Source organism: Bordetella sp. 02P26C-1 (assembly GCF_009763255.1).
Lineage (GTDB): Bacteria > Pseudomonadota > Gammaproteobacteria > Burkholderiales > Burkholderiaceae_B > Bordetella_A.
This window is the reverse complement of sequence record NZ_WSJB01000022.1, coordinates 18,184-32,970: the sequence shown is the minus strand read 5'-3', so window position 1 is coordinate 32,970 and position 14,787 is coordinate 18,184. Positions and strand designations below refer to the sequence as shown.

The following is a 14,787-nucleotide window of genomic DNA, read 5'->3' as shown; positions in this document are numbered from 1 at the left end:
TGCCACCCAACATCCGCCGCCGTGCCGTCTCGGGCCCCCATCAGGGCCCCGAGGCGAGGCACGGAGGCTTTCTTAGCGAAACTGAACAGATGACTATCGGGAAAGACACTATTGGCATGATTGGCGTTGGCCTCATGGGCCACGGCATTGCCAGCAACATCGTCAAACACGGCTATCCGCTTGTGTTGCTCGACCACCCGGGCAACCAGCCCGTGGACAGCCTGCTCGCCGCAGGCGCCGCGAAAGTTGCCAGCCCCGCCCAAGTGGCGCGTCAGGCCAATATCATCATCCTCTGCGTGACCGGCACGCCGCAGGTCGAAGACGTGCTATTTAGCCCCAATGGCCTGTTGCAAGGGCTACGCCCCGGCACCGTCGTCATCGACTGCTCCACGGCAATTCCATCGTCGACCGTGCGCATCGCCCAGGCCGTCACCGAGGCCGGGGGCCAGTTTCTCGATGCCCCCATGACGCGTACGCCTAAAGAGGCCGCCGAGGGCCGGCTGAATCTGCTCGTGGGTGGCGAACGCGAACTGTTCGAGCGCTGCCAGCCGCTGCTACGCTGCTACGCCGAAAACATCACCTACGTCGGCCCCATCGGCTCCGGACACCGCATGAAGCTGCTGCACAACTACGTCTCGCTCGGATGCGCGGCCGTCATCGCCGAGGCGGCCGCCTGCGCGCAGCGCGCCGGCATTGACGCCTCGGTGCTGGTCGACGTGCTCGCCAACGGCGGTGGCGGCGGTGTTGCGCTCGAACGCCTGCGTCCTTTCATCCAATCAGGCGACGATTCGGGCTTGCGCTTCTCGCTATCGAATGCGCATAAAGACCTGGGCTACTACACCACCATGGCCGAGGAAACCGGTGCGACCCACATCGCCGCGGACGGCATCGAGCAGCTGTTCAAGCGCGGCGCCAAGGAAGCCGCCCCCAACACCACGCTACCGCATCTGGTGGCGCTGTTGGCCAACGATAAAACCTGAGTTCGCGCGAGGGATCCTCGCCTGCTCGGCGTCCACCTGCGGCACAATGGTGGTTTTGCCTTTGCCACGGGTGGAACGATCGCGATGAACCGTCTTCTGAAACTGTCTCTGGCCGGCGTGATGACCCTGCTCACGCTCGCCGCTGTCTTGCCCGGCGCCGCGCATGCGGCCCAGGACAAGCCTTTGCGTATCGGTGTGATCCCCAGCGTGGCCAATCAGGCTACCGAGATCGCCATCGCCGAAGCCGCAAAGCGGGGATTGAAGGTCGAGCTGGTGGAATTCAGCGACTGGGTGATGCCCAATACCGGCGTGGCCGAGGGCGCGCTAGATGCGAATTTCTTCCAGCACGAGCCCTTTTTGCAGCTCTTTAACCAAAGCCGCGGCACACGGCTGCAGCCCATTGCGTACGGCTATTCCACGACGATTGGGCTGTTTTCGAAAAAGCTCAAGCGGGGTGACGCCATCCCTGATGGCGCGACCGTTGCGATTCCTAACGACCCGGTCAACGCGGGCCGGGCGTTACTCCTGCTCAACGCGATGGGCTTGATCCAGCTGCGCGACGGCGCCGATCACCGTGCATCGATCCAAGACATCGTCGCCAACCCCAGAAACATCAAACTCATCCAGGTCGAGGGCTCCCAATCGGCGCGCACCTTTGACGACGTGACCGCCTCCATCACCTACACCACCTTTGCCAAGCATGCGGGCATCGATGAAAAAGACGGTCTGGCGTTTGACAATACCGACCCGGAAAACGTGCGCCGGTACGCCATCCGCTGGGTGACGACCCCCGACCATGCGCGGGATCCGCGCCTGCTCGAATTCATCCAGATCTATCAACAGTCGCCCGAGGTCAAGGCAAAACTGCGCGCGCTCTACGGCGACTTGATCGATTTTCCTTGGTGACCGACTGCGGTAATCGGCGCTGTCCCTAAGCCGGCAGCGCCATCAACTCGCCCATACGCACCGGCCCACGCACGGAAGGCGTATCCGTCCAGCGCACGCGATCCGGCCCAAACAGCACGATCACGGTCGACCCCAACAGGAACCGGCCCATTTCCGCGCCCTTTTCCAGATGGATCGGCGCGCGCGAGGCCGCGTCATAGCGCGTCGAACGTACTTGCCGCTTGTGCGGCGTGACCAGGCCCGCCCAAACCGTCTCGATGGACGCGACAATCATCGCCCCCACCAGCACCAACGCCATCGGGCCAAATTCGGTATCGAAGATACACACCACGCGTTCGTTACGCGCGAACAGCTCGGGCACATGCGTGGCCGTCAACGGATTGACCGAAAACAACCGCCCCGGCACATGCACCATCTCGCGCAACGTCCCCGCGCACGGCATGTGCACACGGTGATAATCGCGCGGCGACAAATACACCGTCGCGAATTCGCCATCGACGAAGGGGTCCGCGCGATGCGCATCCCCACCCAGCAATGCCGTCAGGCCATATGAATGCCCTTTGGCCTGGAACACACGACCCTGCTCGATACGACCCAACTGGCTGATCGCCCCATCCGCGGGACACAGAATGCCTTGCGGTTCCGTATCCAACGGGCGTGCATCGGCCTTCAACGCGCGTGTAAAAAACTGATTGAACGTCGGGTACGCCAGCGGGTCCTCGAGCAGCGCCTCGGTCATATTTACCCCATAGCGGCGCACAAAACGCGAGATCATCCAGTTCTTCACCGCTGGCGTGCGGCAATCTGCAGCCAAACCCATTAACCTTGACACTAAATGATGAGGTGCAAGGTATTGGCTGGCTAAGAAGAGCTGGTCTTTAAAGTGCATGGGGTCCGGAGAAATACGACGTGACTCGGCGCAGGGCCGTGAAGGGATACGGATGTTACTTGTTCTAGGAGTGTAGCGCCAGCAAGCCCCGCAGTACTGGGATAATGCCACTTTCCATGAATCTGCCATGAGGACCCCCATGACCGACCGCCACCTCATCGTGCTGGCTGCTTTGAACATGATCGCCGCCGTAGGCGCCGGCGCTTTCGGCGCCCACGGCCTGAAGCAATCCCTCACCAGCGACATGCTGGCCGTATGGCAAACAGGCGTGCTTTATCACCTGGTACATGCCTTGGGCCTTTTCATCATCGCGCTACTCGCCGCCAGATACGGCGCCGGCATGAGCACTGCCGGGCTGATCATGTTTGCAGGCATTATCCTGTTTAGCGGCAGCCTATATCTGCTGGCCGTGACAGGAATCCGTTGGCTCGGCGCCATCACGCCTATCGGCGGCGTGGCGTTTTTGGTGGCCTGGGCATGGGTAGCGTGGACAGCCTGGCGCGCCGCGTGATCGCGCGTCGTCGCCCACTCTCACTCGGGGGTCACGCGCAGCAGCCTGCCGTTACCCTCATCCGTCAACACATAAATCGCCCCATCGGGTCCCAGCCGTACATCGCGAATACGGGCGTTCAGATCCGACAACAACCGCTCCTCGCTCACGACTTTGCCGTTTTCCAGCGAGAGTCGAATCAACACCTGAGCCGCTAACGCTCCAATGAACAGCGAATCCTTCCACTGTGGGTATGCATCGCTGTCATAGAACGCCATGCCGCTGATCGCCGGAGATTTCTTCCACCAATACAGCGGCCCTTGCCCACCTTTGAGCGTATCGCCCTTGGCCTCTGGAATCGGCAAACCGGAATAATTAATCCCATACGTCGCCAGCGGCCAACCATAGTTGCGCCCCGGGTAGATGATGTTCACCTCATCCCCACCGCGCGGCCCATGCTCGTGTTCCCAGAGTTCACCCGTCCAAGGATTCAGAGCCAGTCCTTGAGGATTGCGCATCCCATACGTCCAGATCTCCGGCCGCGCGTTACCCTCGCCCACAAACGGATTGTCCCCAGGCAGCGAGCCATCCGCACCGACCCGCACGATCTTGCCTTGCAGCTTATCCAGATCCTGCGAAGTCGGTCGTTGATTGTTTTCCCCCAGGGCGATAAACAAATCACCCTGACGGTCAAAAACCATCCGCCCACCAAAGTGATTCCCCGTCGAGAGCTTCGGCTCCTGCCGGAAAATCACCCTGAAATCTTCAAGCCCCTGCCCATCCTCGGACAAGCGCCCAACACCTACCGCAGTCCCGGCCTTTCCATCGCCACCCCGTTCCGCATACGACAAATAAACCCGCCGATCCTGCGCGAACCCCGGTGACAACACCACATCCAACAATCCCCCCTGCCCCTGCGCGAACACCTCAGGCACACCACGTATAGGCGCAGACACCCGCCCCTGAGCATCGACTCTGCGCAAGCGCCCCGGCCGCTCAGTAATCAGCATGTCGCCATCAGGCAAAAAGGCAAGCGACCACGGGTGCTCCAATCCATCAGCGATCTTATCGACCTTTGCGCGGCCTTCGCTAAAGGCCCCCGCTTGCATAGGCGGAGCTTGCAAAGCGACCGCATCCGCATCAGCAGACCTCGCCCCGGTAACCTTATCCGCCGCCTGAGCCACGGCCCCGGCCGCGCCGAATCCCATCGCAGTACCCAGCGCCACGACCAACGGCAACGCCCTAACTTTTAACCCTAGTTGTCGCATGCAAGCTCCCAGTACGCACACCCCGCAAACCGGCGTACCATAACCAGTTGATATAAACACCTGCCTGTTTATTGTTATGGAGACCAAGCAATAATGAAACTCTACTACATGCCCGGCGCCTGCTCCCTGGCCACGCACATCGTGCTGGAATGGATCGGCAAGCCCTACGAAGCCGAAGCCGTGGCCCGCGACGCGCTCAAGCAACCCGAATTCTTGAAAATCAACCCGCTGGGCGCCGTTCCCGCGCTCACCGATGACGGCCTGACGCTCACGCAAAACGCCGCGATCCTGGAGTACCTGGCCGAAAAAGCCCCCGAACTCAATCTGCTTGGCGACGGCAGCGCCGCCTCGCGCGCCGAAGTCCGTCGCTGGCTCGGATTCATCAACTCCGACCTGCACAAAACCTTCTCGTTGATTTTCGGCGCACCGCGATACGTCCCCGACGAATCCGCGCAGGAGGCCCTACGCAACTCCGCCGCCGGCATGCTGCGCAACCTCTTCGGCATCCTAGACAAACAGCTAGCCGACAAACCCTACCTGGCTGGCGCCAAACCATCCCTAGCCGACCCGTACCTATTCGTCGTCCTACGCTGGGCCAAAGCCAAAAACATCGACCTATCCGGCATGGACAACCTATCCCAGTTCGCCACCCGCATGGAAGCCGACCCAGCCGTACAAGCCGCTCTAAAAGCCGAAGGCCTGTAAAGCCTCAGTTCCAGAGAACAGAGAGCTAAGAGCTAAGAGCAAAGAGCAAAGAGCAACAATCTAAACCTAATCGCCCAAACCAGACGCAAAAAAGGGGCAACGCAAAAGCGAGCCCCTGACAATGCGCCTCTTCCCGTTCAGGCCGCGCGCCTCAGCAGACCCTCTCAAGCCCCCAAATAAGCCTTCCTAACATCCGCATTAACAAGCAAGTTAGCCCCCGTATCCTGCAACACCACCCGCCCGTTCTCCAACACATACCCCCGATCCGCCACCTGCAACGCCTTATTCGCGTTCTGCTCGACCAGGAACACCGTCACCCCTTCCTCCCGGATCTGCCGGATAATCTCAAAGATCTGCGCAATGATCAGCGGCGCCAACCCCAGCGTAGGCTCATCCAGCAACAACAGCTTAGGCCGCGTCATCAACGCCCGCCCGATCGCCAGCATCTGCTGCTCGCCCCCCGACATCGTGCCTGCCCGCTGCGCCGCCCGCTCCTTAAGCCGCGGAAACAGCTTGTAGACATGCTCAAGCCCCGCCTCAATCTGCTGACGGTCGCTAAAAAAGCCCCCCATCATCAGATTCTCCGCCACCGTCAGATCCTTAAACACCCGACGCCCTTCCGGCGAAATCGCAATCCCACTACGCATGATGTGATGCGTGTCCACGTGCGTGATGTCCTCGCCCATGAACGTGATCGTCCCCGACTTCGCTCGCGGATTGCCGCAAACCGTCATCAACAGCGTCGTCTTACCCGCGCCGTTCGCCCCAATCAGCGTCACGATCTCGCCTTGATTGACCTCGACCGACACGCCATTAAGCGCCTGAATCGCACCGTAATAGGTATGAATATTGTCCAGCTTCAGCATCATTCTTCCCCCAGGTACGCCTTAATCACGCGCTCATCACTACGCACCTGTTCCGGCGTCCCGGTCATGATCGGCTTGCCATGCTCCATCACCAGGATGCGATCCGAAATCCCCATGATCAGGCTCATATCGTGCTCAATCAACAACACCGCCACGCCAAACTCCCGCCGCAGCTGATCAATCAGCCCCTGCAAATCGCGCTTCTCCTGAGGATTCAACCCCGCCGCCGGCTCATCCAGCATCAATAGACGCGGCTTCGTGATCATGCACCGCGCGATCTCCAAGCGCCGTTGATGCCCATAAGCCAGATTCCCCGCCTCACGATTGGCATACTCGCGCAGCCCCATGAAATCCAGCCATTGCGCCGCCCGTTGCAACGCCTCCGCCTCCGACTGGCGATAAGACTTCAGCTTCAACAACCCCGGCAACAGGCGCGATTCCACCTGCGTATGCTGGGCCACCAGCAGATTTTCCAAGACGGTGAGTTGCTTGAACAACCGCACGTTCTGAAAAGTCCGCACCAACCCATGCTGCGCCACCTTATGGCTAGGCAACCCCGTGATGGACTGCCCGTCCATGACGATCTCGCCACCCGTGGGCTTATAAAACCCACCGACGCAGTTAAACACGGTCGTCTTCCCCGCCCCGTTCGGCCCGATGATCGCAAACACCTCATCGCGCTTGACTTCGAACGCCACGCTATCGACAGCCAACAAACCGCCGAACCGCATGGTCAGGCCCGACACCTTCAACAACGTTTCGCTCATGGCTTCAGCTCCACATGGGGACGCTTCATGGGCAACAACCCTTGCGGACGCCACATCATCATCAACACCATCACCAGACCAAACATCAGCATGCGATATTCGGCGAATTCACGCGCCACCTCAGGCAGCACTGTTAACAAAATCGCCGCCAGAATCACGCCCACCTGCGAGCCCATGCCGCCCAGCACCACGATGGCCAGGATCAGCGCCGACTCGATAAACGTAAAGGACTCCGGGTTCACCATGCCCTGACGCGCGGCAAAAAACGCCCCGCCAAAGCCCGCGAACATCGCGCCCAGCGTGAACGCCGACAACTTGATGCGCGTGGGATTCAGCCCCAACGAACGGCACGCGATCTCGTCCTCGCGCAAAGCTTCCCAGGCACGCCCCACCGGCATACGAATCAACCGCGACGACACGAACAACGTGATCAACGCCAAGGCCAATGCCATCAGATACAGGTAGTTGACCATGTGTTGGTTATCGAACGTCCAACCCATCAATTGATGGAACGTCTCCGTGCCCTCCTGACTAGGACGACGCGTCATCTCATAGCCGAACACGGTGGGCTTTGGAATACCCGAGATACCGTCCGGGCCACCCGTAAAGGTGTTCAAGTTGATCAGCAGCAAACGGATGATCTCCCCGAACCCCAGCGTCACGATTGCCAGATAATCCCCACGCAGACGCAGCACCGGAAAGCCGAGCAGGAAACCAAATATCGCCGCCATCAAGCCCGAGAACGGCAAGGCCTCCCAGAACCCCCAACCCGCCCAGTGATACAACAAGGCATAGGTATAGGCACCCACCGCATAAAAGCCCACGAAGCCCAAATCCAGCAGACCCGCAAAGCCCACCACGATATTCAGCCCCAGGCCCAGCATCACATAGATCAACACCAGCGTTGCGATATCGACCGTGCTACGTCCCGCGAAGAACGGCCAGATGATCGCGGCCGCGACCAGCAGCACAACCACCCACTTGCGCCCCTTCGTAGGCGCGGCGGGCAGTTCCGGCACACTGGTCTTGAGTCGACGAAACGGTATCGCCAACCACGGCCGCACCAGCTGAAATACAAACACCACGGCCGCCGACCAGGCCACCAGATCCCAGCGCGGCTCCAGATACGTCGTCGCGCCTTGACGCAACAACTGCACGCCAAACACCGGCATCACAATGATCGCCGTCAGCACGGCTGCAATGACGGCGCCTTTCACATTACTCGCGGCCATTACACTTTCTCCACTTCAGGTTTGCCGAGCAGCCCGGTCGGACGGAACAGCAGAATCAACACCAGCAGCGAAAAGGCCACAATATCCTTGTATTGCGACGAGATGTACGCCGCCGCCAACGTCTCCGCCAGGCCCAGCAGCACGCCACCCAGCATCGCGCCCGGTATGCTGCCGATACCGCCCAGCACCGCTGCCGTAAACGCCTTGATGCCCGCGATAAAGCCGATAAACGGATTGAGCTTGCCCACCGTGATGGCGATCAGCACGCCGCCCACGGCCGCCAGCATCGCACCGAGCACAAAGGTAAACGAGATCACCCGGTTCGTATCGATACCGAGCAGATTCGCCATGTGCATATCCTGCGAGCACGCGCGCGACGCCCGGCCCATGCGCGAATACTTGATGAACAATGACAACGCCACCATCAGCAGCACGGTCACCACAATGATCATGATGCGCGAATACGGCAGCGTCACATCGAAATCCGAACCCATGTGAAACTGCACCGAGCCCGAGATCAAGGACGGCACGGCCATATCACGCGCACCTTGCCCCAGGGCCACCCAGTTCTGCAAAAAGATTGACATCCCGATGGCCGAGATCAGCGCGACCAGCCTCTGGCTGCCTCGCACCGGCCGATACGCCACGCGCTCGACACTAAAGCCATACACCCCTGTCACAAGAATCGCCACGACCAGCATCGCGGCCACGACAAAGGGCAGCGGCATGCCACTACCTGTGCCGATGGCCGTCAAGGTCACCAGCCCCACATAAGCGCCGATCATGTAGATCTCGCCGTGGGCAAAGTTAATCATTCCGATGATGCCGTAGACCATTGTGTAGCCAATGGCAATCAACGCGTAAATCGCACCCAACGACAGACCGTTAAAGATCTGCTGGGTCAATTGAGGGATAAGGTCAGACATGAGATTTACCTATGCTCCAAATAGCACCGGCCCCGGTAACAACAACCCGGAGCCGGAAACCTGGGCGTACGTGCTGGCCCCGACCGGTAGATCGGGGCATCGCTTGTTTACAGCTGGGTTTTCTTACCGTCCTTGTCCCATTTGAAAACGGCGAACTCGAAGTCCTTCAAGTCGCCCTTGGCGTCGTACTCGACTTTGCCGATACCGGTGTCGAACGTATTGCTGTGCATGTAGTCGGCCACCTTGGCGGGGTCTTCGCCCACCGCATCGATGCTCTTGGCCAGGATTTGCACGGCCGCATACGCGGGCATTTGGAATGCGCCATCCGGATCACGCTTGGCGTCGTGGAAAGCCTTCACAATGCCTTCGTTGCCAGGCATCTTGGTGAAGTCGGCCGGCAGCGTCACCAGCAGACCCTCGATGGCCGGGCCTGCGATCGCCACCAGATCCTGGTTAGCCGTGCCTTCCGGGCCCATGAACTGCACGTTCAGCCCCTGCTCGCGCGACTGACGCAGCAGCAGACCCAGTTCCGGGTGATAGCCGCCGAAATACACCAGATCCACGCCCGAGGACTTCAGCTTCGTAATCACGGCCGAATAGTCGCTGTCGCCGACGTTGATGCCTTCGTACAGCGCCACGTTCACGCCTTCTTTTTCCAGGCTGTTCTTGACCTGCGAGGCCACGCCCGAGCCATAGGTCTGCTTATCGTGCAGTACCGCGACTTTCTTGGGCTTCAAGGTCTTGGCGATATAGTTCGCGGCGAACGGTCCTTGCTGGTCGTCGCGCCCGATCGTGCGGAAGAAGAAATGCGGCTTGGTCGTATCCGTCACCAGCGGCGAGGTCGCGCCCGGGGTGATCGCGACAATGCCCTCTTGCTCATAGACATTCACGGCCGGCACCGTCACGCCGGAGCAGGCGTGCGCCACGGCAAACTTCGCACCGGAGTTCACCACTCGGTTCGCGGCCGGCACGGCCTGCTTGGGCTCGCAGCCGTCATCAATCAGGATGGGTTCGAGCTTTTTACCCTTGACACCCCCTTGGGCATTGATCGTCTCGATCGCAGTCAGCGCGCCCGCTTGGATCTGCGTCCCATACTGAGTATTGGGACCAGTCATGGGCTGGGGAATACCGATCTTGATGGTATCGGCGGCATGAGCCGCGCCGACCAGCAACATCGAGCCCAGAGCCAGGGCGATGGGATTAATGCGGTGCAGAAGCTTCATTGAAATTTCTCCGGCTATAGGGATGGACAGCTTTGTGCGCTTTGAAATCCGGTCGAAGGGTATCCGATGGCCAAACGCGCGCATTGCCGGCTTCTTGAGCAAACGTAGAACGTCGGCGGTATTCTGGAAGCTGCCAGTGACCCTGTCACTGCGTGTAATCCCCAATGATGGGATAGCTGCTCTCAACCGCTGAGGCAGCACACGGGTAACGCGTGCGCAGACCTGCGCGCACGTTTTCCTCAATTTGCTTCCATGACCGCTTTTGTTCGGTTTGGTAGGCACAAACGCGGCGCAAGTATTCCTTTCCTTGCTTACACGAGGCTTGCATTCGCGAATTGTGCGAACGAACATGTAACCGCGCGACGAGCCTCGCCACACAGGGCTACAATCGCGCCATGAATCAACATCTCTCCATTGCATTTATCGGCGGCGGCAACATGGCGTCGGCGTTGGCCAGCGGACTTTCGGGAAAGATTTGCCCGGCTGGCAATCTTCATGTTGTGGATCCCAGCACAGACGTTCAAGAAGCTTGGCGTCAGCGAGGATGCACCGCGGCGAGCGCACCCGACGAAACGCTGCGTCGCTGTAACGTTTGGCTGTATGCGGTCAAGCCTCAGCAACTGCGTGAAGCCGTCGCGGCCACGCGTCCCTGGCTGCAACCAGACACGCTTATCATCAGCGTCGCCGCTGGCATACGTGCCGATACCTTGGCCAACTGGCTGGGCGAACCCGGCGCACCGTGGCAAAACCTCGTGCGTTGTATGCCGAACACCCCTGCCCTGGTCGGCGCTGGTGTCACTGGCCTGATCGCGATGCCGGGCGTCGACGCCGCAGGCCGCGAGCTCGCAGAAAGCCTGCTGGCTAGCGTCGGACAAGTGGTTTGGGTCGCGGACGACGCCGCTCTGGATGCGGTCACCGCACTCTCGGGCAGCGGCCCGGCTTATGTGTTTTTATTCTTGGAATCCCTTATCGCGGGTGGCCTGTCGGTCGGCCTCACCGAAGAGCAAGCCAAGCAGCTTGCGCTAGGTACCTTGGCCGGCGCCACCCGCCTTGCCGAACAGGCCACGGAATCCCCTGCCGTACTACGGGAGCGGGTGACTTCCAAAGGCGGTACGACGGCGGCCGCGCTACAGATATTCGATCAAGCCAATCTGCGCGACACGGTGCGTGACGCGATGCAAGCCGCCGCACAGCGATCGCGCGAGCTGGCTGACGAGTTCGGCAGGTCATGATGATGCGAACCGCTCAGCCTCGCACTGAGCGATCGCCCGATCCCGCGCTACGCATGCCCCACCGTTTTCAGCCCATGACCGCCGGCCATTTCGCCGTCGCGGTCTTCTGTATGGGCCTGATCGTCGTGGGCTCGAATATCCTGGTTCAGTTCCCGATCAACGACTGGTTGACCTGGGGTGGCCTCTCCTATCCGGTCGCCTTCCTCGTCACCGACGTACTGAACCGGCGTTTCGGGCCGCATGCGGCGCGCCGCGTGGCATGGGTTGGTTTTGCCCTGGCGCTACTTGTTTCCGTCTGGGTGGCTTCGCCGCGTATTGCACTGGCATCGGGGCTGGCCTACATCTGTGCGCAGCTTGCTGACATCCGTGTGTTCGACCGCCTGCGTGATAAACGCTGGTGGCTCGCGCCACTGATGTCGGGCACGGTCGGCGCGCTGCTTGATACAGCGGTGTTTTTCAGCGTGGCTTTCGCCGCCACCGGCACGCCGTGGGTGACATGGATGCTCGGCGATCTTGCGATCAAGCTCGTCGTCAATCTCACCATGCTCGCACCGTTCCGCGCGCTGATGTGGAATATCGCGCGCCCGCCGGACACCGCACACTCGCCTCGCGATCAACAACCATAACGGTAAAGATACACATAAGCCGTCACAACCACTCACGCATTGTTTTTACTTAACCGCTTTTCGTTCGAACTGTGCTGTTAAAACGTCAGTTGTCAATGTGATTTGACAGTGCAGTCCGTCGGTGCAAAAGTTCACACCTCTGTCATAAGCCATACATAAGGTGTCGTGTTCACTGCGGCCATTACCGTGGCCCTTATTACGCACGCAAACCGGAGAATCCAAACATGAGACAGCAACGTCTTGCTTTTACCCTGGCCGCCATTTTCACGGCGTTTGCCCCCACGTCGGCCAACGCCGCCACCGAGATCCAGTTCTGGCACTCCATGGAAGGCGCCCTGGGCGAACGCGTTAACGAGCTGGTCGAGGAATTCAACAAATCGAATCCCGACTATCGCGTCAACGCCGTCTATAAAGGCAACTACGGCGAATCCATGAACGCCGGTATCGCCGCCTTCCGGGCCGGAAACGCGCCGGATATTCTGCAAGTGTTCGAGGTCGGCACGGCGACGATGATGCACGCCAAGGGCGCCGTCAAACCCGTGCAGGAAATGAGCGAAGAAGCCGGCAAGCCGATCGATCCCAAGGCTTTCATCGGCGCGGTGGCGGGCTACTATTCGTCGCAAGACGGCAAGCTGATCTCCATGCCGTTTAACAGCTCGACGGTGGTCTTCTACTACAACAAGGACGCCTTTAAAAAGGCGGGTCTCGACCCCGAAAAGCCGCCCAAGACCTGGGAAGAGCTGGCTCAAGCTGGTCAAAAGCTCAAGGAAGCTGGCCAGGAATGCGGCTACACGACGTCCTGGCCGTCGTGGTCGCAGCTCGAAACGTTCTCCTCTTGGCATAACGTGCCGTACGCCACCGAGGACAATGGCTTCGGCGGTCTCGGTGCGCGGCTTGCTATCGATACGCCGTTGCACAAGCGCCACCTGGAGAACCTGGCCAATATGGCCAAAGATGGGATCTTTATGTACGGTGGCCGTGGCGACCAGCCCAATGCGCTTTTCACCAGCGGCAAATGCGCGATGATCACCGGCTCGAGCGGCATGCGCGCCAACATCGCCAAGAACGCCAAGTTCGAATTCGGCGTATCGAGCCTGCCCTACTATGCCGACGTCAAGGGTGCGCCGCAAAACACCATCATCGGTGGCGCATCGCTGTGGGTCTTCGCCAAGAAATCGCCTGAAGTCTATAAAGGCGTGACCGAGTTCTTCCACTTCCTGGCCAAGCCTGAAATCGCCGCGCGCTGGCACCAGCAAACCGGCTATGTGCCGGTGACCATTGCCGCCTACGACGAGACCAAGAAGTCGGGCTTCTATGACAAGAACCCCGGCACTGAAGTCGCCGTTGAACAGCTCAACGTAGAAACCACCTCGAATTCGCGCGGCCTGCGCCTGGGCTTCCTGCCGCAGATCCGCGAGATCGAGGATCAAGAGATGGAACGCATCGTCTCCGGCAAGACCAGTGCCGAAGATGGCCTGAAGACCATGGTCAAGCGCGGTAACGAACTCCTCGAGAAATTCGAGAAGAGCGCCAAGTAAGTCCTAGACCGGCGGTTTTCCGATGATTCGCGAAAACCGCCGGATGTTCTGTCCTTAGCTTTCATCTGCTCGATCGCTTCCGGGTGCTGCATTGCCGCCGCCGCGTGCCGCACACCGCCGCCCAGTCCGGGGCCCCTCACGCCGAGCCTGTTTGATCTCCATGCCTTTACGCGCACCTTTCCGTAACGTTTTGTCGGCGCCCGCGCGCGCCCTTTCAACCTTTTAACCGGGTCTTGCCTCATGGAAAAACGCGTCGTCTTCCGTCACAAGTCCCTGCCTTACCTGCTGTTGGCCCCGCAGGTATTCATCACGCTGGTGTTCTTCTTCTGGCCCGCGGGCCAGGCTGTCTGGCAATCCACGCAACTGCAAGATGTTTTTGGTCTGTCCAGCGAGTTCGTGGGGTTTGACAACTTTATTGACCTCTTCCAGCAAGAGGCCTATCTGGATTCCTTCCGCGTCACTGCGGTGTTTTCGGTGCTGGTTGCTTTTGTAGGCCTGGCGGTTTCGCTTCTGCTGGCGGTCATGGCCGATCGTGTCATCCGTGGCGCGGGCCTCTATAAAACGCTACTGATCTGGCCGTATGCCGTGGCTCCCGCCGTGGTGGGCGTGCTGTGGCTCTTCCTGTTTTCCCCCTCGGTGGGGATTCTGGCGGTAGCCTTGACCGAGATAGGCGTCAGCTGGAACCCGCGCCTGGATGGTAATCAAGCCATGATCCTGGTGCTGATCGCGGCCGTATGGAAACAGATTTCGTATAACTTCCTGTTCTTCCTGGCTGGCCTGCAATCGATCCCGCGCTCGCTGATCGAGGCCGCCGCGATCGATGGCGCTTCACCCACCCGCCGGTTCTGGACCATCGTGTTCCCGCTGCTGTCGCCGACGACGTTCTTCCTGCTCGTTGTCAACGTCATCTACGCGTTCTTCGATACCTTTGCCGTGATCGATACCACCACCCAAGGTGGTCCGGGCACCGCGACCTCGATTCTGGTCTACAAGGTCTATAGCGATGCGTTCAAGGGCCTGGACCTGGGCTCCTCCGCCGCGCAATCCGTCGTGCTGATGTTCATCGTCGTCGCGCTCACGGTTGTGCAGTTCCGTTATATCGACCGCAAAGTCCAGTACTGATCCAAAAGGCTACGCAT

The 14,787-nt window shown here is 60.0% G+C and carries 15 protein-coding genes; 8 read left to right on the top strand and 7 right to left on the bottom strand.

Annotated elements, in window-relative coordinates:
- Positions 1-89 precede the first annotated feature (89 nt).
- Positions 90-980, top strand: coding sequence for an NAD(P)-dependent oxidoreductase (locus GOQ28_RS12895; RefSeq protein ID WP_160356736.1), 891 nt, complete (start codon positions 90-92; stop codon positions 978-980).
- A gap of 120 nt (positions 981-1,100) precedes the next feature.
- The gene (locus GOQ28_RS12890) at positions 1,101-1,886 is read left to right on the top strand and encodes a MetQ/NlpA family ABC transporter substrate-binding protein (protein WP_160357009.1); all 786 of its coding nucleotides are present in this window, start codon (positions 1,101-1,103) and stop codon (positions 1,884-1,886) included.
- A gap of 25 nt (positions 1,887-1,911) precedes the next feature.
- Here GOQ28_RS12890 and asd read toward each other — a convergent pair whose 3' ends face one another.
- Complete coding sequence (gene asd / locus GOQ28_RS12885) at positions 1,912-2,775, bottom strand: archaetidylserine decarboxylase (protein WP_160356735.1); 864 nt, start codon at positions 2,773-2,775, stop codon at positions 1,912-1,914.
- A gap of 139 nt (positions 2,776-2,914) precedes the next feature.
- On the opposite strand from asd, the gene GOQ28_RS12880 reads away from it, so the two are divergent.
- On the top strand, positions 2,915-3,286 hold the full coding sequence (locus GOQ28_RS12880) for a DUF423 domain-containing protein (protein ID WP_160351696.1): 372 nt from the start codon (positions 2,915-2,917) through the stop codon (positions 3,284-3,286).
- 20 nt (positions 3,287-3,306) lie between these two features.
- Here the strand turns inward: GOQ28_RS12880 and GOQ28_RS12875 are convergent, their stop codons facing one another.
- On the bottom strand, positions 3,307-4,533 hold the full coding sequence (locus GOQ28_RS12875; protein WP_442862105.1) for a PQQ-dependent sugar dehydrogenase: 1,227 nt from the start codon (positions 4,531-4,533) through the stop codon (positions 3,307-3,309).
- A gap of 93 nt (positions 4,534-4,626) precedes the next feature.
- Between GOQ28_RS12875 and GOQ28_RS12870 the strand changes: the two genes are divergently transcribed.
- Positions 4,627-5,238, top strand: coding sequence for a glutathione S-transferase family protein (locus GOQ28_RS12870; protein ID WP_160351697.1), 612 nt, complete (start codon positions 4,627-4,629; stop codon positions 5,236-5,238).
- A gap of 164 nt (positions 5,239-5,402) precedes the next feature.
- Here the strand turns inward: GOQ28_RS12870 and GOQ28_RS12865 are convergent, their stop codons facing one another.
- The 5 genes from GOQ28_RS12865 to GOQ28_RS12845 all read right to left on the bottom strand — a co-directional run bounded on the left by GOQ28_RS12865 (position 5,403) and on the right by GOQ28_RS12845 (position 10,252).
- Positions 5,403-6,104: an ABC transporter ATP-binding protein gene (locus GOQ28_RS12865; protein WP_160351777.1), complete on the bottom strand. Its 702-nt coding sequence runs from the start codon at positions 6,102-6,104 to the stop codon at positions 5,403-5,405.
- On the bottom strand, positions 6,104-6,871 hold the full coding sequence (gene livG, locus GOQ28_RS12860) for a high-affinity branched-chain amino acid ABC transporter ATP-binding protein LivG (protein ID WP_160351698.1): 768 nt from the start codon (positions 6,869-6,871) through the stop codon (positions 6,104-6,106). The genes GOQ28_RS12865 and livG overlap by 1 nt, the downstream gene beginning before the upstream one ends.
- On the bottom strand, positions 6,868-8,103 hold the full coding sequence (locus GOQ28_RS12855; RefSeq protein ID WP_160351699.1) for a high-affinity branched-chain amino acid ABC transporter permease LivM: 1,236 nt from the start codon (positions 8,101-8,103) through the stop codon (positions 6,868-6,870). Before GOQ28_RS12855 ends, livG begins: the two co-directional genes overlap by 4 nt.
- Positions 8,103-9,029, bottom strand: a complete 927-nt coding sequence (gene livH / locus GOQ28_RS12850) for a high-affinity branched-chain amino acid ABC transporter permease LivH (RefSeq protein WP_160351700.1) — start codon at positions 9,027-9,029, stop codon at positions 8,103-8,105. Before livH ends, GOQ28_RS12855 begins: the two co-directional genes overlap by 1 nt.
- 107 nt (positions 9,030-9,136) lie before the next feature.
- A complete protein-coding gene (locus GOQ28_RS12845) occupies positions 9,137-10,252 on the bottom strand; it encodes a branched-chain amino acid ABC transporter substrate-binding protein (protein ID WP_160351701.1) in 1,116 nt (371 codons plus the stop codon).
- A 395-nt stretch (positions 10,253-10,647) separates the two neighbouring features.
- Between GOQ28_RS12845 and proC the strand changes: the two genes are divergently transcribed.
- The 4 genes from proC (at position 10,648) to ugpA (ending at position 14,770) form a co-directional block, all read left to right on the top strand.
- Entirely contained in the window at positions 10,648-11,484 is an 837-nt protein-coding gene (proC, locus tag GOQ28_RS12840; RefSeq protein WP_160351702.1) for a pyrroline-5-carboxylate reductase, read from the top strand.
- A gap of 74 nt (positions 11,485-11,558) precedes the next feature.
- Complete coding sequence (locus GOQ28_RS12835; RefSeq protein WP_442862104.1) at positions 11,559-12,110, top strand: queuosine precursor transporter; 552 nt, start codon at positions 11,559-11,561, stop codon at positions 12,108-12,110.
- A 224-nt stretch (positions 12,111-12,334) separates the two neighbouring features.
- Complete coding sequence (ugpB, locus tag GOQ28_RS12830) at positions 12,335-13,648, top strand: sn-glycerol-3-phosphate ABC transporter substrate-binding protein UgpB (RefSeq protein ID WP_160356733.1); 1,314 nt, start codon at positions 12,335-12,337, stop codon at positions 13,646-13,648.
- Positions 13,649-13,888: 240 nt separating this feature from the next.
- Positions 13,889-14,770, top strand: coding sequence for a sn-glycerol-3-phosphate ABC transporter permease UgpA (ugpA, locus tag GOQ28_RS12825; protein WP_160351705.1), 882 nt, complete (start codon positions 13,889-13,891; stop codon positions 14,768-14,770).
- Positions 14,771-14,787: the final 17 nt, after the last annotated feature.